General features: G+C 40.1%; 18 protein-coding genes and 1 pseudogene. 18 read left to right on the top strand and 1 reads right to left on the bottom strand.

The genetic code is table 11. The annotated features are described in order from the left end of the window. Positions 1 to 138 precede the first annotated feature (138 nt). Both PG840_RS00165 and PG840_RS00160 read left to right on the top strand, forming a co-directional pair. Positions 139 to 2,658, top strand: coding sequence for an NlpC/P60 family protein (locus PG840_RS00165; RefSeq protein ID WP_270613236.1), 2,520 nt, complete (start codon positions 139 to 141; stop codon positions 2,656 to 2,658). A gap of 272 nt (positions 2,659 to 2,930) precedes the next feature. After that, on the top strand, positions 2,931 to 5,252 hold the full coding sequence (locus PG840_RS00160) for a C40 family peptidase (protein ID WP_270613235.1): 2,322 nt from the start codon (positions 2,931 to 2,933) through the stop codon (positions 5,250 to 5,252). Between the two features lie 113 nt (positions 5,253 to 5,365). On the opposite strand, the gene PG840_RS00155 is transcribed toward PG840_RS00160, so the two are convergent. Continuing rightward, entirely contained in the window at positions 5,366 to 6,247 is an 882-nt protein-coding gene (locus PG840_RS00155; RefSeq protein ID WP_117834743.1) for an AraC family transcriptional regulator, read from the bottom strand. A gap of 324 nt (positions 6,248 to 6,571) precedes the next feature. Between PG840_RS00155 and PG840_RS00150 the strand changes: the two genes are divergently transcribed. The 16 genes and pseudogenes from PG840_RS00150 to PG840_RS00075 all read left to right on the top strand — a co-directional run bounded on the left by PG840_RS00150 (position 6,572) and on the right by PG840_RS00075 (position 23,045). After that, positions 6,572 to 8,179 (top strand): ABC transporter substrate-binding protein, encoded by a 1,608-nt coding sequence (locus PG840_RS00150; protein WP_117558611.1) that lies wholly within the window; start codon positions 6,572 to 6,574, stop codon positions 8,177 to 8,179. 100 nt (positions 8,180 to 8,279) lie between these two features. Continuing rightward, a complete protein-coding gene (locus tag PG840_RS00145; RefSeq protein WP_022220605.1) occupies positions 8,280 to 9,245 on the top strand; it encodes an ABC transporter permease in 966 nt (321 codons plus the stop codon). 31 nt (positions 9,246 to 9,276) lie between these two features. Then, positions 9,277 to 10,152 (top strand): ABC transporter permease, encoded by an 876-nt coding sequence (locus PG840_RS00140; protein WP_276571676.1) that lies wholly within the window; start codon positions 9,277 to 9,279, stop codon positions 10,150 to 10,152. Positions 10,153 to 10,193: 41 nt separating this feature from the next. Beyond that, complete coding sequence (locus tag PG840_RS00135) at positions 10,194 to 11,198, top strand: ABC transporter ATP-binding protein (protein WP_022220603.1); 1,005 nt, start codon at positions 10,194 to 10,196, stop codon at positions 11,196 to 11,198. After that, positions 11,191 to 12,219 carry an ABC transporter ATP-binding protein gene (locus PG840_RS00130; protein WP_270613234.1) on the top strand — a complete coding sequence of 343 codons (1,029 nt, stop codon included), beginning with the start codon at positions 11,191 to 11,193 and terminating at the stop codon, positions 12,217 to 12,219. The genes PG840_RS00135 and PG840_RS00130 overlap by 8 nt, the downstream gene beginning before the upstream one ends. 90 nt (positions 12,220 to 12,309) lie before the next feature. Then, positions 12,310 to 13,524: a MalY/PatB family protein gene (locus PG840_RS00125; protein WP_270613233.1), complete on the top strand. Its 1,215-nt coding sequence runs from the start codon at positions 12,310 to 12,312 to the stop codon at positions 13,522 to 13,524. Positions 13,525 to 13,553: 29 nt separating this feature from the next. Beyond that, positions 13,554 to 14,702 carry a double-cubane-cluster-containing anaerobic reductase gene (locus tag PG840_RS00120; RefSeq protein ID WP_008370525.1) on the top strand — a complete coding sequence of 383 codons (1,149 nt, stop codon included), beginning with the start codon at positions 13,554 to 13,556 and terminating at the stop codon, positions 14,700 to 14,702. A gap of 241 nt (positions 14,703 to 14,943) precedes the next feature. Next, positions 14,944 to 15,336, top strand: coding sequence for a C-GCAxxG-C-C family protein (locus PG840_RS00115; RefSeq protein WP_055260544.1), 393 nt, complete (start codon positions 14,944 to 14,946; stop codon positions 15,334 to 15,336). A gap of 186 nt (positions 15,337 to 15,522) precedes the next feature. After that, a pseudogene (locus PG840_RS00110) lies at positions 15,523 to 15,945 on the top strand (TIM-barrel domain-containing protein); the annotation flags it as partial. A gap of 372 nt (positions 15,946 to 16,317) precedes the next feature. After that, complete coding sequence (locus PG840_RS00105; protein WP_117824348.1) at positions 16,318 to 16,992, top strand: SatD family protein; 675 nt, start codon at positions 16,318 to 16,320, stop codon at positions 16,990 to 16,992. 6 nt (positions 16,993 to 16,998) lie between these two features. Beyond that, positions 16,999 to 17,751, top strand: a complete 753-nt coding sequence (locus PG840_RS00100; protein WP_195508921.1) for a DUF3307 domain-containing protein — start codon at positions 16,999 to 17,001, stop codon at positions 17,749 to 17,751. A 588-nt stretch (positions 17,752 to 18,339) separates the two neighbouring features. After that, entirely contained in the window at positions 18,340 to 19,575 is a 1,236-nt protein-coding gene (locus PG840_RS00095; RefSeq protein ID WP_270613232.1) for a transposase, read from the top strand. 224 nt (positions 19,576 to 19,799) lie between these two features. Then, a complete protein-coding gene (gene pssD / locus PG840_RS00090) occupies positions 19,800 to 20,249 on the top strand; it encodes a PssD/Cps14F family polysaccharide biosynthesis glycosyltransferase (protein WP_270613315.1) in 450 nt (149 codons plus the stop codon). Between the two features lie 13 nt (positions 20,250 to 20,262). After that, positions 20,263 to 20,757, top strand: a complete 495-nt coding sequence (locus PG840_RS00085) for a glycosyltransferase (protein ID WP_270613231.1) — start codon at positions 20,263 to 20,265, stop codon at positions 20,755 to 20,757. 10 nt (positions 20,758 to 20,767) lie between these two features. After that, complete coding sequence (locus PG840_RS00080; RefSeq protein ID WP_270613230.1) at positions 20,768 to 21,892, top strand: polysaccharide pyruvyl transferase family protein; 1,125 nt, start codon at positions 20,768 to 20,770, stop codon at positions 21,890 to 21,892. A 1-nt stretch (position 21,893) separates the two neighbouring features. Continuing rightward, positions 21,894 to 23,045, top strand: coding sequence for a Coenzyme F420 hydrogenase/dehydrogenase, beta subunit C-terminal domain (locus PG840_RS00075; protein WP_270613229.1), 1,152 nt, complete (start codon positions 21,894 to 21,896; stop codon positions 23,043 to 23,045). The last annotated feature ends 7 nt before the right edge of the window (positions 23,046 to 23,052 follow it).

Below are 23,052 nucleotides of genomic sequence, written 5' to 3'. Positions count from 1 at the left end.
ATAAAAGATGAATGGAACCCCTAAATTTAATGTTTCATACATTTTATTAATGCAATTGTTAATGCGAAGAAGAATTTTTCGAAAACTTCAAAAATTAACATACAACTTATAGTCTATTTACGATAGGAGGATCAATTATTGAAGTTTAGGAACAAATTTGTATCAAAAAGGATCGGGACAAAGACACTGGCAAGTCTTCTGGCATTTGGAATGGCTCTTGGTTCGCCAATGGCGGTATTTGCCGATGATGGAGAAACGGTCGTTGTGGCAGAGAATACAGTGCAGGCAAAAAAGACAGATGGATCAGAAGTATTTGTGGGTGTATCTGATTATGTACGGGGAATGATGGAAAGCGGAGCAGTCAGGCTGAATGATGAAACCGGCTATCTGGAAGATACCTCGACTGGTCAGAAAGTGGATCCGGAGACAGGAGAACGCCTGACAGAGACACCGGATGTTCCGGAGACACCAGCCATACCGGACACCCCTGGAAATCAAGAAAATCCAGAGTCACCGGGAACCCCGGAGAATCCAGAAAACCCAGAGGTTCCGGAAAAACCGGACACTCCGGGAACTCCAGAGACACCGGAAAAACCAGGCACTCCGGAAAATCCGGATAGCCCGGATTCCGGCAAATCCGATTCCAAAGATCCGATTCAGACACCGGATACTGATAAGGCAGATTCTTCCGAAGACCGGAAAGATACAAAGACTGAACCAATTCCGGGAAGTGAGATCGACCATACACAGGAGATCAGCAAAGCAGAAGAAGCAGCCGGTCAGAACGAATCAAAAACTGCAGTCAGTAATTCTGAACTGATCAACCGTCAGCAGATTGTGAAGCAGCCAGAGATGGTAGAGGATTTCCGTTTCTGGACTGTGGCAAGAAAATATGCATTTGCCAGAACAGCGATCAATGTACGGGAGGAAATTCCGGAAGCTGCAGATGGCAGGACAGATACTTCCGAGGAAGCCAAAGAAGCAGAGCTTGAAGCGGCAAAAAAAGATGCAAAAGAGCTGAAAGCCGGATTTGATATAGAGAATCAAAAATACAACACGAAAAAAGTGAAACGTACAAAAACGGCAAAAGGTGTAAAAAAATCTGCACAGATCAAACTGACCGGACTCAACATTTTTTCATCAGCGAAATTAAAGACAGAGGCGCCGAATCAGACCAATCTGAAAGCTGGAAAAAGAGCTGAAACAGCAAGACAGGCTGAGAAGGATCTGCAGAAGCAGAAAGAAGAAAAGGCGGCAAAAATGACTGCTGACCTGGCAGCACAGCAGATGGAAGAAAAGGTCCGCTCGGTCGGAACGATTTCGCAGGACGGGCTTCTTTATATTTTGAAAGAAGAAGACAATGGCTGGTTGTATGTGGAATCCGGTAATGTCAGGGGATTTGTAAAGGCGTCTGAAATTTATACGGAAGATGCGGCACAGGAACTTCTGGATGTCTATCAGACACAGGCCAGGTTTAAAGCTTCCAAAGAAAACAAAGACTATACCGGAATCGAGGGAACCGCAAAGACGGCACAGGCACTGGTAGAGGCTAAAGATAATCAGGCATATACCTATCTTCGTGCGACGGTGAACCAGACGGTTGCAGATAAAGAACCGGCACTGGTAAGCGACCAGGTAGATACTGATAAAAAAGGAATCCTAGATATTCAGGAGGAGAAGAATGCGGATTCCAGAGTTGTTGGAACAATGACAGCAGGAGAGCTCTGCTACATTCTCGCAGATGAAGATTCAGACTGGGTTTATGTAGAATCCGGAGATGTCAGAGGTTTTGCGGAAAAGAAGTATTTGAAATCAGACGCTGAAACCAAAGCACAGGTGACAGAAAGAGGAGCTGATGCCTATTCAATGGCAGAGGAAAACATGGATCCGGAAGATAATAAGGCTCTTTATTATACGCTGACTTCTACAAAAGAAGGAACGCCGAGTGGTGAGATCCGCCAGTCAATGATTGAATATGCATCCCAGTTTGTCGGTAATCCTTATGTGTGGGGCGGAACCAGTCTGACAAATGGGGCGGACTGTTCCGGATTTGTACAGCAGATCTACAAGGCTTACGGATATGATCTTCCGCGTGTTGCCGAGGATCAGAGCCAGTATGGAACCAAAATTCCAGTAGAAGACGCACAGCCGGGAGACCTGATCTTCTATGCAAAGAACGGTTATGTATATCATGTTGTGATGTATGCCGGAGATGGAAAGACCATCGAAGCTGCAAATGAAGATGTTGGAATTATTTACGGAACTGTTTACGACAAAGATGCAGTATGGGCGACCCGGATTCTGGACGATAATTATACCGTCGCAGGTGGAGGAATCGGCGAGGTCAATGCAACGCAGGAGATGTACGGAACGGATCTTGGCAATTTTACGATTACCTATTACTGTGCATGTGAAATCTGCTGTAACAAAGCAGACGGGATCACAGCAACCGGAACCCCAGTCATTGAGGGACAGACCATTGCGGTGGATCCGAGTGTAATCCCTTACGGAACAAAAGTCATCATCGGCGGACATGTATTTACTGCTGAAGACTGTGGTGGTGCGATCAAGAAAAACCACATTGATGTCTATGTGAACAGCCATGAAGAAGCACTTGCTCTCGGCGTGACGAATGCAGAAGTATATCTGGTTAAATAAAAATTAAGCGAAGGATAATTTGTTCTTTCGGAGTTTATCTAAAGCCATAAAAACAGGGAAATGTTCTGACGTAAAATATGTCAGGACATTTCCTTTTTTTCATTTTACCAAAATATTTTCCGAAAGAAATTACTCTCTGAGTTTGAAAAATTTTATCAGAAATATTTTTAATGAAATATGGACGGTTTTGTCAAAGAGTAGTAAAATAAAAATGTCGCGTTTCGACTAAAAGGACTGCGTTTTACAGAATTTGTAAGAAGGAGCAACAGATTTTGAAATATAGAAATATACAGGTAGCAAAAATGACAGGAACAAAAATTCTCGCAGGATTACTTGTTTTCGGACTTACTTTCAGCGCTCCGGCAACAGCTTGGGCGGCAGAGGGCGGTCTTACAGAGGTTACTTCTAATGGATCAGAAAATGGAGAAAAATTACAGGCAAAATCCATTGATGGGCGTGATACACTTACAGAAGTATCAGATCTTGTCCTGGAGATGATTCATAATGAAGAAATCAGATACAATGAAGAGACTCGATATCTGGAAGATACCGGTCTGCGTGATGCAGCGAAAACAGGATGGAAGGTTGATCCGATAACAGGAGATGAAGTAGAAGTAATCCCGGCTAATCCAGATGTGCCGGTTACGCCGGAGCAACCGACAGATCCGGTCAATCCGGATACACCACAGCAGCCTTCAGATGGCAATGTGAACAATGAACAGCAGCCTTCGGAAGACCAGACAGAAGACTCAGAAGAAAACAAAGCGCAGGAGCAGGAAAAAAATGCGCAGGATAGTGAACACAAGATGACCAATGAAGAACTGGTCAAGAGACAGCAGATCGTCAGTCTTCCGGAATACGAAGAAGATTTCCGTTTCTGGACAGTTGCGAGAAAATATGCATTTGCAAAGACAAAGATCAGCATACGTGAGGCAATTCCGGAGGATATCAATGGAGCCGTTGATACTGATCGGACAGAAAGTGATATTCAGGAAGCAACAGCTGATGCTAAAAAACTGTTTCATAAGGAAACTTCTGTAAAGGCGAAGAAATCAAAGACGAAATTTTCTGCGAAAAAGACGAAAACGGAAAAGAAAGTACAGCTTAATACATTTTCTGCCGGGACATTAAAAAACACAGCAGACACTTCGGAAAAGAAGTCATCCTTAAACTCGGATACTGCCGTAGCATTGCAGGATGATACTTTAAATGCGTCCCTTGCATCCCGGCAGTTGGCCGAAAAGGTGCGTTCTGTCGGAGAAATTTCACAGGATGGACTTCTCTACATTCTGAAAGAAGAAAAGAATGGATGGCTGTATGTAGAATCCGGAAAGGTCAGAGGATTTGTAAAAGAATCCGAGCTTTATACCGGAGATGCCGCACAGGTACTGCTGAGTGGATACCAGAAGCAGGCAAAAAAAACTGCAAAAAAAGCTAAGATTGCATACACTGGAATCGAAGGAACAGCATCCCTTGCAAAAGAAACGGTTCCGGCAAATGAAAATCAGGCATTTACCCATGTACGTGCAACCGTAAATCAGACACTGGCTACGAAAAAATATGCACTGGCAGATGCATCAAAGTCGGATGGAACTGTAGCAATCCAGGAAGAGGCAAATGGACAGTCACGTGTGCTCGGAACCATGTCCCAGGGTAATCTGTGTTATATCCTTGCGGATGCAGAGAAAGACTGGATTTATGTGGAGTCCGGGGATGTCCGTGGGTTTGTCTCTAAAGAGGCTGTTCAGACTGGGGATGAAGTAAAAGCGCAGGTAGAAGCAGCAGGCGAAGGTGCTTACCAGACAGCTACAGAACTGATCGCACCGGAAGATAACCAGGCACTTTATTATAGCTATGCTTCTGTAAAGCCGGGAACACCGGGGAATGCGATCCGCCAGGCAATGCTGGATTTTGCCGCACAGTTCATTGGCAATCCTTATGTATGGGGCGGTACAAGCCTGACAGAAGGGGCGGACTGCTCCGGATTTGTACAGCAGATCTATAAGAATTTTGGCTATAATCTGCCAAGAGTAGCCGAAGATCAGAGCCAGTATGGAACCAAGATTCCGGTTGAAGATGCACAGCCGGGGGATTTGATTTTCTATGCAAAAGACGGTTATGTCCATCATGTTGTGATGTATGCAGGAGACGGAAAGACCATCGAAGCTGCAAATGAAGACCAGGGAATCATTTCCGGAACGGTATATATTCCGGAAGCTGTCTGGGCAACCAGAATCCTGGAAGAAAATTATAATCTGGAAGGCAAGGATGTGAACGAACAGAACGCTACAGCCGAACAGTATGGAGACAGTATTGGAGAGTATACCATTGATTATTATTGTTCCTGCGAAACTTGCCGTGCGAAGGCAAGCAAAGTCAAAACAACCGGAACTCCGATTGTTGAAGGGCAGACCATTGCGGTTGACCCGGATGAGATTCCGTATGGAACAAAGGTGATCATTGACGGACATGTATTTACTGCTGAAGATTACGATACTTCCGGCAAAGAAAAACATATCAGTATCTATGTCAATGAGCATGAGACTGCACAGAAGCTGAATGAGAAGAAGGCAGAAGTACATCTGGTGAAATAAAGACAATCAAAAAAAGAAATATTAAACAAGAAAAACTTCGGATCACTGGCGAAAATCCAGAATATCCGAAGTTTTTTGCATGTCTACACTATTCAGACAAGTCATTCTCCCGGCTAATGTTTGATCTTTTTCAGTTTTTCATTGTCTGCCTGACATTCGGTCGGGGAAATATGATACATTTTCTTAAAAGCACGAAAAAATGAAGAATAGTCTCCAAAACCGGACTGGACAGCAACCGTTTTAAGCGGAACATCCTGCCGGATCAGCGAGACCGCAAGTGCCAGCCGTTTCTTTAAAATATACTGATGACAGGTCGTATTCAGTTGTTTCTGAAAAAATTTGTTCAAACTGCTCTTGCTCATGTGGAAAGTACGCGCCAGATCCTCCACGCCGATTTCTTTCAGAAAATGCTGATCCAGATAGCGGACGATCTGGTTGGTCTGATCGGATTCAATCTCAATAAATTCGGTGGAATATTTCAGGGCATAATTGATGATTTTTACCAGAAGACAGGTGGATGCACCACAGGCATAGGTTTCGGAAAGCTCCCCATAAGAAGCATATTCCCGGTAAAAGGTTTCAAATTCTTCCTCAAAATTGCACAGCTTATTGGTAGTATGAAGAAGATGAGGTGTGTCAATATTGAAAACAGATTCCTCAAGAGCCGGAAGCTGGCTTTTCAGATTGGAAATATATGATTTTTCCAGCCATACAGTGATAAAATCATAATAGTTTGCAACAAGATCACTGGAGGTAAAGTAGTGTGGAATATCCGGTGGAATAACCAGAATATCGCCATTTGTAATAAAATGCCGTTTCTGGCCGATGCGAAACAGAAAATCTCCGCTTTTACAAAAGCTGATCTCATAAAATCCGCTTTTGATCATAGAAAGATCTTCCATCAGATATCCTTTGTGGTGCGTGCATTTTACATGGCGCAGATGGCGTTTGCCGGACAGATGCATTTCAGGGCTTTGCTCATATAATTTTTTCATTTATAAACCTTTCATGATGAATAATAATTTAACAAATCTTTTGTAATCATTATACAATACACATTGCAAAAAAGGTAAAATAAATTGTAAAAAAATTATGTTTTTTGTTATAGATAAAAACAATAAATTGTTAAAAGTTACAAAAATAACGAGAAATCGCCGTTTTCTGGAATTATTGATAAATAATAGCAATAAGTACAAAAAGTGATAGAAAAAAGCTATTTGCAAAGAAAAAAACATTTTGGTAGTATTTTTGAAGAGTTGTTAACTAGGGGATATACCGACAGAACAACTTAAGGAAAATACCATGGAGGAAAAAGGAAAATGAAAAGAAGAGCACTCGCATTATTGTGTGCAGGAATTTTAGCAGTCGGTATGCTTGCCGGATGTGGTGGAAGTTCCGACAAGAAAGACAGCAGCGCAAAGACAGAAGACACGAAGAAAGAGGCAAAAAGTGATGGGACTTTTACATTTGCATTGAATTATATGCCAAATTCACTTCAGCCAAGTGCACAGAGCAGTGATGACTTGGTAAGTGCAATCCGCCCAATCTATGAACCGTTATTTGCTGAGACAAAAGACGGTCTGGAATATTATCTGGCTGATAAGCTTGATATTTCAGAAGATGGTCTTACCTACACACTTCATATTAATGACAAAGCAACATGGAGTGATGGAGAACCGGTTACAGTAAAAGATATCAAATTTACCATTGATTATGGTGTATTGGTTTATGGCGGACCTACATCATTCACCAAGGTAAATGGTGGAGAAGTGCAGATCAACGAGATTGATGATAAGACAATGGAATTTGTACTTCCATCAGTATATGATAACTATGTCAGAACGTTATCTCAGTTCTATCCAATGCCGGCACATGCATTTGATAATGATCCGTCAAAGATTGATGACAGTACATACTTCAAAACACCGGGTATGGCTACATCTGGAGCATATGTAGTAAGCGAAATTAACGAAGATAGTTTTGTTTATACAGCAAGAGATGACTACTACAGAGGAACTCCTTCTGTTAAGAAAGTCGTTATAAAAACAATCGGCAGCGGAAGCACAAAACAGATCGAATTTGAAAATGGCGGAATTGATTATATGCGTGTTACAAGCGCAGAAGACCTGAAGAAATACAAAGAGGAGTCTGATAAATACAATATGTACAGTATATCAGAAGCTCGTCTTAATTACCTTCAGTTAAACCCACACGGACCGGTAATGTCTACATTATCTCAGGATGCAAGAAAAGCAATCTTCCTTGCACTTGACAAAGATGCGATCGTTGATTTTGCATGGGGATCAGATGAACTTGCAGAGCCGGCGAACAGCCTCATCACACCGGACCAGTCTATTTATAATAAAAACTGTAAAGGATATAACTTCAATCTGGAAGAAGCAAAAAAACTTGCAAAATCATCCGGATTGGAAGGAAAAGAACTTACATATATTTACAATTCAGACCGTGCAAATATGGAATCTGTAGCAACTGTCGTACAGCAGCAGTTAGCTGAAATCGGCGTAACAGTAAATATTGAAAGCTGCGATACTTCTACATTCTTCCCACGTTTCTTTGCAAGCAAAGATAAAGAACTGGCTACAACATGGGATCTTGGTACAAACGGATGGGATTCACAGCGTGGTTCAAACTGTGGACAGGCAATCAGCTACTTTACAAATCGTCTCTGTGATTGTGGATACAGTGATGAAGTTTCAGGGCTTGCTCAGAAAGCCATAGGAACTGCAGATGCGAAAGAAAAACAGGAACTTTGGAATACAATTCAGGACAAAGCGTTGGAAGAATGTTGGGAATACCCACTTACATATACAAACTTTGTTATGGTTTCGCAGAAAAATGTTACTGGTTTAGATGGTTCGTCAGTTGTTCCTGAATTCATTGATTACTTATCTATTCATATGGATTAAAAATTCACACTAGCTGAAAAGCATACGGAATGTGGCATGCCTTTAAAGTAAAGACAAGCCACATTCTTTCATATATTCGATTTTACAGAGAGGAATACTTATGTGGAAATATTGTTTAAAAAAGACGGCTCAGGTAGTAATCGTAATGATATTGATTTCCTTTTTTTCATTTGCAATTGTCTATTTTGCACCAGGTGACATATCGGATATGTATGTGAATCCGGAAATGACGGAAGAACAGAAAGCTAATGTGATTGCACAATTGGGGTTGGATAAGAGCATGACAGAGCAGTATTTTGCCTGGGCTAAACGTGCGGTACACGGAGATTTAGGTGTATCCTTATCTAATAAGTCGGCTGTGTGGCCACAGTTTATGCAGCGTCTTCCGGCAACAATCATACTTATGGGAAGTTCTATGATCTTGTCACTTTTACTTGCAATCCCGCTTGGCTTATGGTCGGGATATAAGAAGAACTCATGGCTTGATAACTTGATAAGTTCGTTAGCGTATATGGGAATGTCCATTCCTTCTTTTTGGTTTGGTATGCTGCTTATTATTGTATTTGCTGCAGTATTAAAGGTATTACCTTCTTCCGGTATGCATACAGTTGGAAATGTATCTGCATTTGATACGTTCCAGCATATGATTCTTCCATGTATTACGCTTAGTATCGGTCATGTTGCGGTTTATATCCGTTATATCCGTGCAAATACCATCGGACAGTTAAGCGAAGAGTATGTACTTACCGCCGAAGCAAAGGGAGATTCTCAGACGAAAATTTTATTCCGACATGTGTTGAAAAACACGCTGTTGCCTATCATTACATTGATGGGAATGAATCTGGCATCTTTGGTATGTGGATCCTTTATTGTAGAAAGTGTCTTTGGATGGCCGGGAATTGGAACCTTTGCGATGTCTGCGATTGGTTCAAGGGATTATCCGGTAATCATGGCGTATGTTATGCTTTCTGGTTTTCTTTTGGTAGTCGGTAATTTTATTGCAGATTTATTGTATGCCTTTGTTGATCCAAGAATTAAACGGGGAGGTGCATCCGGTGGAAAATAATATAGTAATAACCAACGATTCGTTTGCAAAACTGGAAAAAAAGAAAACAGTAGAAATTTCTGTGGAGAGACAGAGTGTATGGAAAGATATCTGGAAAGAACTAAAGAAAAACAAAGTTGCTATGGTAAGTGTCGTACTTCTTGCCATTCTCATCATTGCTGTTCTTTTGGCACCTCTTAGTCCTTACGATCCTTATAAGTTAGACGCCTCTCAAAAGCTGCAGGGTATTTCATCCAGTCACTGGTTTGGCACAGATGAGTACGGAAGAGATTATTTTACCAGAACCTTATATGGTGGAAGAGTTTCTTTGCTGGTGGGATTCATGTCTATGATCATGACAGTTGTAATCGGAACATCATTAGGTGTATTCTCCGGTTATGTCGGAGGAAAAGTAGATATGTTTTTGATGAGTTTTACAGATATTTTCCTTGCTCTTCCGAGTATGCTGTTAATGGTTATTTTAAATACCTTTTTAAAGCCTGGTTTACCGACTCTGATTGTTGTGTTGAGTCTGTTTTCCTGGGCATCCGTCGCAAGAATTACGAGAGCGGAGACAATGTCATTAAAGGAACGAGATTTTGTGGTGGCTACACAGAATCTGGGGGCATCAAACTTCCGCGTGATCATTAAACATATTATCCCTAATATTTTAGGACCGGTTATTGTTGCAGCAAGCTTGAGTGTGGCAAATGCAATTCTGATGGAATCTTCTCTAAGCTTCCTGGGATTAGGCGTGCAGATTCCACGTGCATCCTGGGGAAGTATGCTTCAGGGAGCACAGGCGCATATTTTGGATTACCCTTTATTGGCGGTATATCCGGGCGTAATGATCCTAATTACAGTTTTGAGCTTTAATTTACTGGGAGATATTCTGAGAAACGCATTAGAACCTAAAATTGTAGAATAGCAAAATATGCAGTGACCACCTTAGTGAAAGGGATAGAAAAAATGAATAATTTATTAGAAATGAAACATGTGGCTGTGAATTTTGCTGCATATGGAGGCACTGTGCAGGCGGTGCGGGATATATCGTTTTCTATTGAAGAAGGACAGACGGTTGCACTGGTAGGTGAATCGGGCTGTGGAAAATCGATTACAGCGAAAACTATTATGGGGCTTGTAAAAAAGCCGGGGAAAGTAATGGAAGGAAGCCAGATCATATTTGAAGGTACAGATATCGCAAAATATTCTTCTAAGGAGTGGAAAAAATTCCGTGGCAAAGAATGTTCTATGATTTTTCAGGATGCACTTGTTTCTTTAAATCCGACCATGAAAATCGGAAAGCAGATCATGGAAAGTCTTGACAATCATGCCGTAACGACTTCTAAAGAAGAAAAAAAGAAAAAAGTAATCGATATGCTGAAGTTAACAGGCATTGCAGATGCTGAAAAATGTCTTGAAAAGTATCCGCATGAGTTATCTGGTGGAATGCGGCAGAGGATTATGATCGCAATTGCATTGATTTCTCATCCGAAATTGTTGATTGCTGATGAACCAACCACATCTTTGGATGTAACGATCCAGGCGCAGATTCTGGCTGAAATGAAAGCTCTGCAGAAAAAACTGAAGATGGCAATTCTGCTGATTACGCATGATTTGGGAATTGTGGCGGATGTGGCTGATAAAATTATAGTTATGTACGCCGGGAAAATTGTAGAAGAGGGTACGGTCAGAGAGATTTTCTATCATCCGGTTCATCCATATACAAAAGCCCTTTTAAATTCCGTTCCACGACTGGACAGAGACGGAAAAGAAATGCTTTGTACCATAGAAGGAAACATTCCGGATATGACAAATCCGCCGAAGGGATGTGCATTTTGTGAAAGATGTCCGCATGCCATGAATATTTGTGCACAGTATATGCCGGAGGAAAAAACGGTATCTTCCAGTCACAGGGCATCCTGCTGGATGATGGATGAACGTGCCGCAAAGGGAGGTGTTGCACATGCCTAGCCATAAGAAAATCTTAGAAGTTAAAAATTTGAAAAAATATTTTCCGACTACTCAAAAACAACAGTTAAAGGCTGTTGATAATGTGTCATTTGATATTTACGAAGGTGAGACGCTGGGAATTGTTGGTGAATCCGGATGTGGGAAAACAACCTGCGGAAAAACCTGTCTTGGAATGTATCCGGTAACAGATGGAGAGGTTCTGTTTCACGGGAAGAACATTCATACCATGTCAAAGAAAGAACGGTTTGCATTTACAAAACGTGTGCAAATGATTTTCCAAGATCCGTATGCGTCTCTTGACCCACACCAGAAGGTTTATGATATAATAGCAGAAGGAATCCAGATTCACGGGATGGCGAAGAACAAAACGGAAGAAAAGAAGATGGTAGCGGAACTACTTGAGATGGTTGGATTGAATGCAGAGCATGCAGCGAGAAATGTCCACGAGTTTTCAGGTGGGCAGCGTCAGAGGATTGGAATTGCCAGAGCACTTTCCGTTAATCCGGAATTCTTGTTTTGTGATGAGCCTATTTCAGCATTGGATGTTTCGATACAGGCACAGATTATAAATCTGCTTATGAAATTACAGAAAGAAAAAAATCTGACCATGTTGTTTATTGCACATGACCTGTCTATTGTAAAACATATATCAGATCGTATAGGGGTAATGTACTTGGGGAAAATGGTAGAACTTACAGAATCCTCTAAGTTATATGTTGAACCAAAACATCCCTATACGAGAGCCCTTTTATCAGCGGTTCCGATTGCGGATCCTGAGGCATCAGCACAAAAAGAGCGCATTATGTTAAAAGGCGATGTCCCAAGTCCGGTGAATCCACCAGTTGGATGCAGATTTGCAGGACGCTGTGAAAACTGTATGGAGATCTGTCGTAAGGAAGAACCTCAGATGATAGAGATTGTTCCGGGACATTATGTTGCATGTCACCTGTATGATGAGATACCAGGGTCAAAAGGTCAGAAAGCCGATGCAAGCTTGCTTGCAAGAGTGCAAAGCACGTAGCAATCTGGTATCAAAGGGGTCAAAATACCTTTTGACTACAATATCATGATGACTAAAAAAAAAAATGTATGTAACAGAGGAGAAAGAAAAATGAAGTACGATTTTACAAGTATTATTGACCGTAAAGGAAAAGATGCCCTTGCAGTGGATATCCTTCCAAATATGCTTGGGCCGGGGAAAAAAGTAGAAGTAAGAGAAGGGCTGGATTACATTCCGATGTGGGTTGCGGACATGAATTTTCCGGCACTCCCGAAGATCACCGAAGCGATCATTGAAAGAGCGAAACATCCGACCTATGGATATTTTATTACCAGAGATGAGTATTACAACAGCATCATCAAGTGGCATGAAGAACGGAATCATGTGACCGGACTGAAAAAAGAACATATCGGTTATGAGAATGGAGTTTTAGGCGGCGTGGCAAGTGCACTTCACGCGGTCTGCTCACAGGGTGATAATGTCCTTGTCCATGCACCGACTTACATAGGATTTACCGGCACACTGAATAATAATGGCTACCATATCATCCACAGTCCGCTGAAAAAGGACGAAGAAGGCATCTGGCGGATGGACTTTGAGGATATGGAAGAGAAGATCGTGAAAAACAAGATCCATGCAGCCGTTTTCTGTTCACCGCACAATCCGACCGGTCGTGTATGGGAGCGCTGGGAAATCGAGAAAGCAATGGAAATCTATAAAAAATACGATGTGACCGTCATTTCCGATGAAATCTGGTCCGATATTATTTTATATGGAAACGAGCATATTCCAACCCAGTCTGTATCTGAAGATGCAAGAAACAGAACGATTGCTTTATACGCACCGTCAAAGACCTTCAACCTTGCCGGACTGATCGGAAGCTATCATATTATATACAACAAACGCCTGAAAGACAGAGTTTTAAAAGAGTCCTCCCTCTGCCATTACAATTCGATGAATGTGCTGTCCATGCATGCACTGATGGGTGCGTATACATCGGAAGGACAGGAATGGGTAAGCGAGCTTCGAGAAGTGATCGGGGAAAATGTCGCTTATGCATGTGATTATATCGACAAACATTTTGAAGGTGTTTCCGTAACCAGACCGCAGGGAACCTATATGCTGTTTGTTAACTGTGAAGAATGGTGCAAGGCACATGATAAGAGCCTGGAAGACGTTCTGAAGATGGGATATGAAGCAGGTGTGTTCTGGCAGAACGGAAAGCCATTCCATGGTGAATGGTATATCCGTATGAACCTTGCACTGCCGACATCCAGAGTGAAAGAAGCATTTGACCGTCTGGATAAATATGTATTCAATGCTTAAAATGCATACAATAAAGGAGGAAAATAAAAATGGAATTAGTAAAAGAGCTGCCGGAGATTTTTGAAGAATTTGCAGAGCAGAGACAGAGATCTTTCCTGGTAATGAAAGAAGTAAAGGACAAAGGAATTCCGGTTGTAGGTGCGTACTGTACCTACTTCCCACAGGAAATCGCAATGGCTATGGGAGCAGTTACCGTAGGACTTTGCTCTACATCCGATGAAACGATCCCGATCGCAGAAAAGGATCTGCCGAAGAATCTGTGCCCGATGGTAAAGGCAAGTTACGGTTTTGCCGTATCTGACAAATGTCCATTCTTCTATTTCTCAGACGTGGTAGTCGGAGAGACAACCTGTGATGGAAAGAAAAAGATGTACGAACTGATGAAAGAATTCAAAAATGTCTATATCATGGAACTTCCAAACTCACAGAGAGAAGATTCCCTGGAACTGTGGACAAAAGAGATCATCCGTTTCAAAGAATATCTGGAAAAGACATTTAATGTAGAGATCACAGAAGAAAAAGTGCGCCATGCTGTTCATGTATCCAACCAGGGACGTATTGCACTGAAGAAATTCTACGAAGTTATGAAAAATGATCCGGCTCCGATGAACGGTTCCCAGCTGTTCGGTGTTCTCTATGGAAGCCAGTTCAAATTCGACAAAGAAAAAATGCCGGCAGAAATTGATGCCCTTCGTGAAAAGCTGATGAAAGAATACGAAGAAAAGGAAAAACCAGAGAGAAAGAAACGTATCCTTTTAACCGGATGTCCAAGCAGCGGTGCACCGATGAAGGTTGTAAAAGCCATCGAAGAACACGGTGGAAATGTTGTAGTCTATGAAAACTGTGGAGGTGCAAAATCTGTTGACCGTCTCATCGATGAAGATGCAGAGGACATCTACAAAGCAATTGCAGAGAGATATCTTGCAATCGGATGTTCCGTTATGACACCAGATAACAACCGTATTGAACTGATGGGAAGACTCCTTGAAGAGTATAATATCGAGGGTGTAGTAGAAATGACACTTCAGGCATGTCATACTTACAATATTGAGGCAAAGAGCATTGAGAAATTTGTAAAATCTAAAGGACTTCCGTATATCCATGTAGAGACCGATTATTCTCAGGCAGATATCGGACAGCTGGATACACGAATTGCTGCATTTTTAGAGATGATCTAGGATTCAGAATGTATCAAATTTAAAAGAATGTGTCCCGATATTCTGAAAAAGTGGATGGGATTCTAACAGATTTATGTTATAATAGGAATTAACAGGCAGGGAACAGGCATCAGTCTGTTCCCTGTGTATATTTACAGGTATATGGAGAATATACCGGAATTTTTTCAGAGAGCAGCTAAGACTGAGGCGAAGCCTTTGAAAAAATTTTACCAGATTGAATAAAATAAGAGAGGTACTGAATATGACAATCGAAGAACGCGCAGCAAAAGCTGCAGATTTAAAAGCTGCCGGAGCATGCAACTGTTCCCAGGCAGTGGTAAAAGTATTTGAAGATAAGCTTTCATTGGACGATGAGACACTGATGAAATTAACCGCAGGCTATGCAGCTGGAATGGGATGTCTGGAAGCAACCTGCGGGGCACTCATTGGAGCTGTGATGACCGCAGGAATCCTGACAGACGGAGCCGGAACGCCTCGTTATTCCAAAGAAATCCTTGCAAAGTTTCAGCAAAAATGCGGAGCAACGATCTGCAGGGAGTTGAAGGGCGTCGGCACAGAAAAGGTACTCTGTGAATGTCCGGAATGCGTAAGAAATGCGGTGCTTGCACTAGGAGAAGTAATGGGGATTGAATAAATAAAAGGATACGAATAAGGGACACCCTTTAACACAAAAGCTGTTGTAGAAAAGATTGAAAAGGCAGAAGGGAATCCGGAGTATGGTACGATCTCACAGGAAGAAGGATTTTCCTTTACTTATAGAATGAATGAAGACGATATTATCTACGGAGTTGGTGAATCAAACCGCGGAATCAACAAGAATATCGGAATGCACCGCTATGGTGGAATCTGGACCGGAGATAACAAGTCCTGGTGGTCTCATATTCTGCTGAATCTGAAAATGATGCCGTCACTCAATATGTGTGGGTTCCTTTATACGGGTGCTGATCTGGGCGGATTCGGCGCGGATACGGCAAGAGAATTTCTGCTGCGCCACCTGGCGCTTGGTGTATTTATCCCGCTGATGCTCGGAAATGAAATCATGATCGCACTGAACGAAGTACCGCTGTTCATCCGGGAAGGAAAATGCATCCCGGTCGCAGAAGTGGCTGAATCGGTGGATCAGATTGATCTGTCGACACTTACCATGCTCGGATTTGATGAGGCAGAGTATCTGCTGTATGACAATGATGGGCTTCACAAGGATTATGAGAATGAAGGAACGTGTCGGAAGATAGGGAAATAAAAGGGCAGATATCATTTCAAAGATGGAGAATAATTGAAATAGTGGTACAGATAAAAGCCATGGTTTACATGTTGGATGTAGAGCATGGCTTTTTTGCGTGGAGATTTTGAATATTGACATGTTCCATCAACGCTAAAAAAGAAGAAAAACGATATATTTCGAATTTGTACATCCTATGCTTATATGTTAGGCTGTTGAATATAAAGCTGTTCTGGTGATTTCATTTAGTATTTCTGAAAATTCAATATCTTGATTAAAAATTATTGATGTTTTCTATATCAAACAAATTCATTTGATAATTATAAAATCAAACAAATTCATTTGATTTTTGCAAATATCAAAGTATAATAATAGTGACAAGGAGGTTTGAGTATGTATTTTGCAATTATAGGAGACATCATTGCGTCAAAAACTATTTCAAATAGATCGGAAGTTCAGAATCATTTAAAAAGGATCCTGGATCAGGTAAACGAAGAATATAAAAGCAATATTGCTTCCCGATTTTCAATCACATTAGGGGATGAATTTCAAGGATTGCTTCATAGTGCGGCGCATTTATTTGAGTTACTTGATACGATCCAATTTCAACTGTATCCTACAAAAATACGGTTTGGTATAGGTGTTGGTGATATGAACACAGAAATAATCCAGGAAACCAGTATGGGAAGTGATGGACCGGCATATTGGTCAGCACGGAATGCTATTGAAAAAATCCATGAAAAAAACGATTATGGAAACGCTAAAGTGTGTCTGCAAAAATATAGTGCTTCGATAGAAGAGGAAGTTCTTTTAGACGCTGCGAATAAAACATTGAAATTATGCGACAGATATGCGAATTCATGGACGAAATCACAATATGAATTTGTACGAAGAATTATATTAACATATCGGTACGGTGACAATGGCGAATATAACCAAAGAGAATTGGCACAGGAATTAGATATTTCACCTCAGCTTGTAAACAGTAAAGTAAAAAATACAGGTATTTCGGTTTATGTAAATACCAAATGTGGCTTAGAAAATGTACTTAAGGAGAAATGGGGATGATAACAGGTGCAAAAAAGTTCGGTTTTTATGGTATTGTGTATAGGACATATAATTGGAGAGTATTTTTTAACCAATAAATATATTGTTAAAAAGAAAGATAAAAAGAAAATATTCTGTTATTGTTTAGCATATATAATTCCATTTATAATCATAGGAATGTTGTTTTATATATATGGATATAATATTGGGAAAATTTGTCTGGAATGTATTTGCATACACTTTATAATTGAAGTAATAAAAAGATGGATTGAGAATTATGATATTCGGACAAATAAGTTGCCGATAAACGTAACAAATGTTATATATGTATGTTCTTTAATCTTTCATATTTTAAGCTTCCTCTTAATTATCTGGAAATCTTCTATATTGGTTTATTATTTTCCAGAATATATAATAAAACCGATTCCTTATCTGCTGTATTTTTTATGTATAGCAAAACCAGCCAATATTACATTCAAGATTCTTTTTTCAGCTTATCAGGTAAAACCTGAATCTGAGCAAGAGGATGATAATAGCACGAAAACAAAGAATGGAGCAGGAGCGTTAGTAGGGATTCTTGAGCGGTTCCTGTGTGCAGTTTTTATTGTTCTTGGACAATATTCTGCGGTTGGATTGACAATGACTGCAAAATCAATTGCACGTTATGATCAGATAACAAAAAATCCAGCTTTTGCAGAATATTATTTAATTGGTACGTTGTATAGCATTTTATATACAGTTGTTTTATATGGGATTATTTTCAAATACATTTTATATTAGAAATTTTCTAAAACCATGGTTTACAAAAAACGTAAATCATGGTTTTTCTGTTTTGAAATTCGAGAAATGTATAAAAACACGTTGAAATATATAGATAAAATTAGTTGTTAGAAACACGTTAGTGACAAATGAGATGAAGATAGACCGAAAATGCATTAATACAAAAAATGACGCTTAACTGACACTTAAGCGACACCGAAAAACATACACAAATATCCTTTTTCTGATTCATGTTATCACTTTTGTAATGCTTCGTCAAGGCACATACGCCAAAATGTACAATGGTTCATGTAGTATTTTCTCTGTTTTAGTCAGTTAAATTAGTGATTTCTAACAATTCATTACTATAAACAGTCAGATAAGAAGTCAAAAAAGAATCTTTTAACATATCTATTCAAGCCTTATTTTTACAGCATTGTTCTGAAAATAAGTAGTCAAAAAAAGAGTCAATATAATTTTCGTTTTAATAAATCGGTACAACAATTCCCCATTTTTCAAGCATATTACATATCTTATCTGCTTTCTGGATAAATCCTGTCGCTTAAGTGTCAGTTAAGCGACAAAAACTATCAGGAGGATTGCGCGAAAATGAGCGGTAAAAAAGGGTATATCATAACAACTCGCATTTTACGACTCCGCTGTAAACACCCGGAATGGTTGATGACAACACAGGAATTCTACAATCAAATTTTAATGTTTTATTACAACTTATTTTTGCGGTATCCAGAGCTTGGAGAGGAAGGATCTCAGGCGGCATTACGTCAGTTGGAACGCCTCAGTATACCAGGCAGAGACAGGGCAGAAGTGGAACATCCTCTTCCGTGGGAGAAGGTTCCGCTGTATTTCCGCAGGGCAGCAGCCAATGCGGCAATCGCTGCGGCGAAGAGTTATCTCGCAAAAAGTGAGAATGGATACCACAGAGCAGCTGGAGAATTTCATGCAGCAGTCACTTATTACAAAGGAATGTATCGTGATTTTCAGTCAAAGGAAATTACGCTTCGCCTATGGAATGGAGAAAAATGGGAATGGACAAGATGCAGACTTTATGGAAAAGAAATACCCGAAGATGCGGTTATGATGTCGCCGTCTGTTGTGCTGGACGGATCCTATTTTATGCTTCATGTACCAATTAGACAAGTTATAAATTGTGTATCAACTGCGAAAGAAATTATATTAGAAAAAAGAAATATCTGCGGACTTCATTTCGCAAATGGTGATGCATTTGCGGTGGCATCTATTATGAATGCCGAAAAGCAGGAACAGGCAGTTCGATATTTTAAAGGTGGGAACAGATACCGGAGTCAGTGCGAAGAAATCCAGCGAAAGATTGGAAAATCCGTTAAGTCACAAGGTGGAAACGCACAGGGACAGGTCAATAAGAAATACTGGATGAAGCTGAAGCATTTAAACGATTACTATGCACATACTGTGAGCCGGCAGATTGTGGATTTCTGCAAGGAGCAAGAAGCCGGAATGATCGTATTGCCTAAATATGAGGCGCGTTATCATAAAGGCGTTATGAAAGGTTCGGGGAATTTCAGTCCGATCCATCTGAGCAGCAGGATTCGGGAATATCTGACTTACAAGGCGTGGAAAGAAGGAATTCTGGTTCTGGATGTTAATGCGAAGGATACAAGCTCAGTATGTGCTGTGTGCGAGCAGCCCATTGTAAAGATTGATAAGCAGAAAAAAGAATGCATTTGTCAGAAAGGGCATCACAGTAACCGGTATCTGAATACGGCGAGAAATACGGCAAAGAAATGTCTGGATCAATTTCAGAGAACTGCGGGCAGAGGGAAGAAAAGTTGTAAAGAAAATGAATAGGGAAACAAATGGCATTGCCATTGTTTTATAGACGCGAAAGCGGAAGGGCGGCGTTGGTGTATGGGCTGATGCTGTCGGGGTGAGCACCACCCGGTTACTTCGGATGGAGAAGTGATGAAGACCGTTCTGACCTGCGCAAGGTGCGGGGAGGGAGAGAGTGCTTGAAGTTATTTTTTTAGAAAATAATTTTTTAGAAAAGGATTATGAGGGTGAAACGAGAAAATATGAAAGTATGCTTAGTTGGATCATCAGGTGGACATTTGACACATCTCTATATGCTGAAATCTTTTTGGAAAGATAAGGATAGATTTTGGGTTACATTTGACAAAGAAGATGCCAGAAGTCTTTTAGAAGGAGAAAAAATGTATCCATGCTATTATCCTACCAATCGAAGTTTAAAAGCTCTTTTGAAAAACACAAAAATTGCATGGCGTATATTACGAAAAGAAAAGCCTGATCTGATTATTTCAAGCGGCGCAGCGGTTGCGGTTCCTTTTTTTTACTTAGGGAAAATAATGGGAGCAAAACTCATTTATATTGAGGTCTTTGACCGAATCGATAAACCTACGATGACTGGCAAGATGGTTTATCCGATTGTAGATAAATTTATTGTACAGTGGGAAGAACAGAAGAAGGTTTATCCGAAAGCAATTAATCTGGGGAGTATATTTTAGCAGGTGATAAAAAATGATTTTTGTAACAGTAGGAACGCACGAACAACCGTTTAACCGGTTAGTAGAAAAAATAGATGAATTAAAAAGAGATGGAATCATTCAGGAGGATGTAATCATCCAGACTGGATTTAGTACATATGAGCCTAAATATTGTGGATGGAGCAAACTAATTCCATATCAACAGATGGTTAAGAATGTTGAGGATGCAAGAATTGTAATTACTCACGGTGGACCGGCAAGTTTTATTATGCCGTTACAGATTGGAAAAACACCTATTGTAGTACCGAGACAACATCAGTTTGATGAACATGTAAATGACCATCAGGTAGAATTTGCCCGTAATGTAGCACAGAGAATGGGAACGATTATTCCAGTAGAAGATACCGAGACATTGGGTGAAGTCATAACAAATTATGATCAAATTGTTGCCGGAATGGGGCATGGAATGGTTAGCAATAATGAGCAGTTTAATGAGGAATTAGAAAAATTAGTAAATGGATTACTTTGAGAGGAAATAAATGAAAAAAGTTGGAATTATGTCAATGCAGCGCATTGCAAATTATGGATCATTTTTACAGGCATATGCATTGAAACAACTAATTGAAGAACTCAACTGTAAAGTAGAATTTGTGGATTATCATATTGGAGCACCAGTAATCACAGAAAATGCTGACAGTAAAAATAAATTTATCCGTAAGCTTAAGAAAGGACTGGATACTTTTCAGTATCAGGCTCCGATGGCACATAAGCTGGCTTTTATTCGATATAAACAGTCTTTTGCCAAAAAATATATGCCATTTTTAGGGATAAAAGATGAAATGAATTTTAATCCTGTTTTGGATTGCCTTGTAATTGGAAGCGATGAAGTTTTTAACTGTATTCAGAAAAATTCTAACGTAGGATATTCGACGGAATTGTTTGGCAAGGATAATCACGCAGAAAGATTGATTACTTATGCAGCTTCTTTTGGAAACACAACATTGGAAAAACTGGATAAATATAAAAAAGCGGATGAAGTTGGAACATTACTAAAACAGTTTGATGAAATTTCTGTAAGAGATGCAAATTCGGGAGCGATTGTAGAGAAACTTACCGGAAAAGCACCTGTATATAATCTGGATCCGGTTTTGACTTATGATTATATGAACTGTTGCGATAAAGTTCCGCAAATTCAGTCGAATGAAAGATATTTGATCTTATATGCATATGCAGGACGCATTTCAAATCAGGAAGCGGACTGGATTGCTACATATGCGAAAAAAAAGAATTTAAAGGTTTATGCGATTGGTGGAATCCAGAAGTGTGCAGATCGTTTTATAGACTGTTCGCCGTTTGAGGTGCTTGCTTACTTTAAGAACGCAGAAGAAGTGATTACAGATACTTTCCATGGAAGTATTTTTTCAATAATTACACATCGTCCGTTTACAACACTTGTTCGTGAGAGCAAAGGGGATAGTTATGGAAATGAAGAAAAACTGAGCGATTTATTGAATCGCTTACAACTTAGTTCCCAAATGACAATGCAAATTGAAGATGTGGAAAATATCAATGCTCAAAATATTGATTATATAAAAGTTGATGAATTGTTGAAGGCACATAGGGAAGTGGCGAGGGAATATCTGCGAACAAATTTAGAGGGGTAAAATGGAGAATATATCGAGGATAAAAGAAAAATGTGTAGGATGCAAAAGCTGTGAGCAAAGTTGTCCGAAGAGTTGTATTTCGATGAAAGAAAATGAAGAAGGATTTTGGTATCCAGTTATTGATGAAAAAAACTGTGTTGAATGTAAGCTGTGCCTGAAAAAATGTCCAGTAGAAAATATAGAATTTCATCGGAACAAACCGAAGGAAGTTTGGGCATGGCGGAATAAAAACGATGAAGATATTATGCGTTCTGCATCTGGCGGAGCAGCGGATAGTGCAGCAAAAGCAGTTCTGCAGATGGGTGGAGTTGTGTACGGAGCTGCTTATGACGAGCATCTGATGGTAAGTCATATAGAAGTATTAGATGATGTAGAACGAAAAAGGATTCAATCATCAAAATATGTTCAATCAGATTTAAAAGATAGTTATATGAAAGCGAAACAGCGACTTTTGGAAGGAAAGATAGTACTTTTTACTGGAACGCCATGCCAGATTGCTGGATTATATGCTTTTTTAGGTGGAGATCAGAAAAATTTATATACGGTTGACCTGATTTGTCATGGTGTCCCTTCTCCGAAGTTTTTCAAAAAGTATTTGGAATACCAGAGCAAGCAAATGGCAGATAGAGTGATCTATTTCAATTTCCGCTCTAAAGATAAACGGGGATGGGGAACACAATATCTGCTAAAGACTAAGACTAAGACTAAGACTAAGACTCTCTCCCTTGATCGCTATGGAACACATTTTATGGATGGCGATTGTTATAGAGAGAGTTGTTATCAGTGTGGCTATGCAAACATGAGTCGAGTAGGAGACTTAACTGTGGGCGATTTCTGGGGGATTGCAAAGAGCCATCCAGAAATTAATTCCCCAAAGGGAGTGTCCAGTGTATTTGTCAATACTGAAAAGGGGAAACATTTCTTTGAAATGATTCAATCTTTTGCAGAAGTAAAGGAGACAACGCTGGAAGAGGGGATGGTGAAACAACATAATTTGATATCACCAACAATACGACCTTGCCAAAGAGATTCTTTTTACAAGACAATAGATGAGCCTGATTTTATTGAAAGGTTGCGAGTTGGATTGCGGTTAAAAGAAAGAATTAAAGGACTGATACCGACAAAGATTATTCAAAAATTGAAGTCTTTATGATAAATCA

The sequence above is a fragment of the Coprococcus sp. AM97-35 genome (assembly GCF_027697525.1).
GTDB lineage: Bacteria > Bacillota > Clostridia > Lachnospirales > Lachnospiraceae > Allocoprococcus > Allocoprococcus comes.
The sequence above is the reverse complement of the archived record's forward strand: the minus strand, read 5'-3'. Positions and strand labels throughout refer to the sequence as shown.

Bases quoted from the DNA above. Each gene is read 5' to 3' on its own strand.
- PG840_RS00155 (WP_117834743.1), bottom strand. From the start codon at position 6,247: ATGAAAAAATTATATGAGCAAAGCCCTGAAATGCATCTGTCCGGCAAA.
- PG840_RS00150 (WP_117558611.1), top strand. From the start codon at position 6,572: ATGAAAAGAAGAGCACTCGCATTATTGTGTGCAGGAATTTTAGCAGTC.
- PG840_RS00145 (WP_022220605.1), top strand. From the start codon at position 8,280: ATGTGGAAATATTGTTTAAAAAAGACGGCTCAGGTAGTAATCGTAATG.
- PG840_RS00135 (WP_022220603.1), top strand. From the start codon at position 10,194: ATGAATAATTTATTAGAAATGAAACATGTGGCTGTGAATTTTGCTGCA.
- PG840_RS00130 (WP_270613234.1), top strand. From the start codon at position 11,191: ATGCCTAGCCATAAGAAAATCTTAGAAGTTAAAAATTTGAAAAAATAT.
- PG840_RS00125 (WP_270613233.1), top strand. From the start codon at position 12,310: ATGAAGTACGATTTTACAAGTATTATTGACCGTAAAGGAAAAGATGCC.
- PG840_RS00120 (WP_008370525.1), top strand. From the start codon at position 13,554: ATGGAATTAGTAAAAGAGCTGCCGGAGATTTTTGAAGAATTTGCAGAG.
- PG840_RS00115 (WP_055260544.1), top strand. From the start codon at position 14,944: ATGACAATCGAAGAACGCGCAGCAAAAGCTGCAGATTTAAAAGCTGCC.
- PG840_RS00105 (WP_117824348.1), top strand. From the start codon at position 16,318: ATGTATTTTGCAATTATAGGAGACATCATTGCGTCAAAAACTATTTCA.
- PG840_RS00095 (WP_270613232.1), top strand. From the start codon at position 18,340: ATGAGCGGTAAAAAAGGGTATATCATAACAACTCGCATTTTACGACTC.
- pssD (WP_270613315.1), top strand. From the start codon at position 19,800: ATGAAAGTATGCTTAGTTGGATCATCAGGTGGACATTTGACACATCTC.
- PG840_RS00085 (WP_270613231.1), top strand. From the start codon at position 20,263: ATGATTTTTGTAACAGTAGGAACGCACGAACAACCGTTTAACCGGTTA.
- PG840_RS00080 (WP_270613230.1), top strand. From the start codon at position 20,768: ATGAAAAAAGTTGGAATTATGTCAATGCAGCGCATTGCAAATTATGGA.
- PG840_RS00075 (WP_270613229.1), top strand. From the start codon at position 21,894: ATGGAGAATATATCGAGGATAAAAGAAAAATGTGTAGGATGCAAAAGC.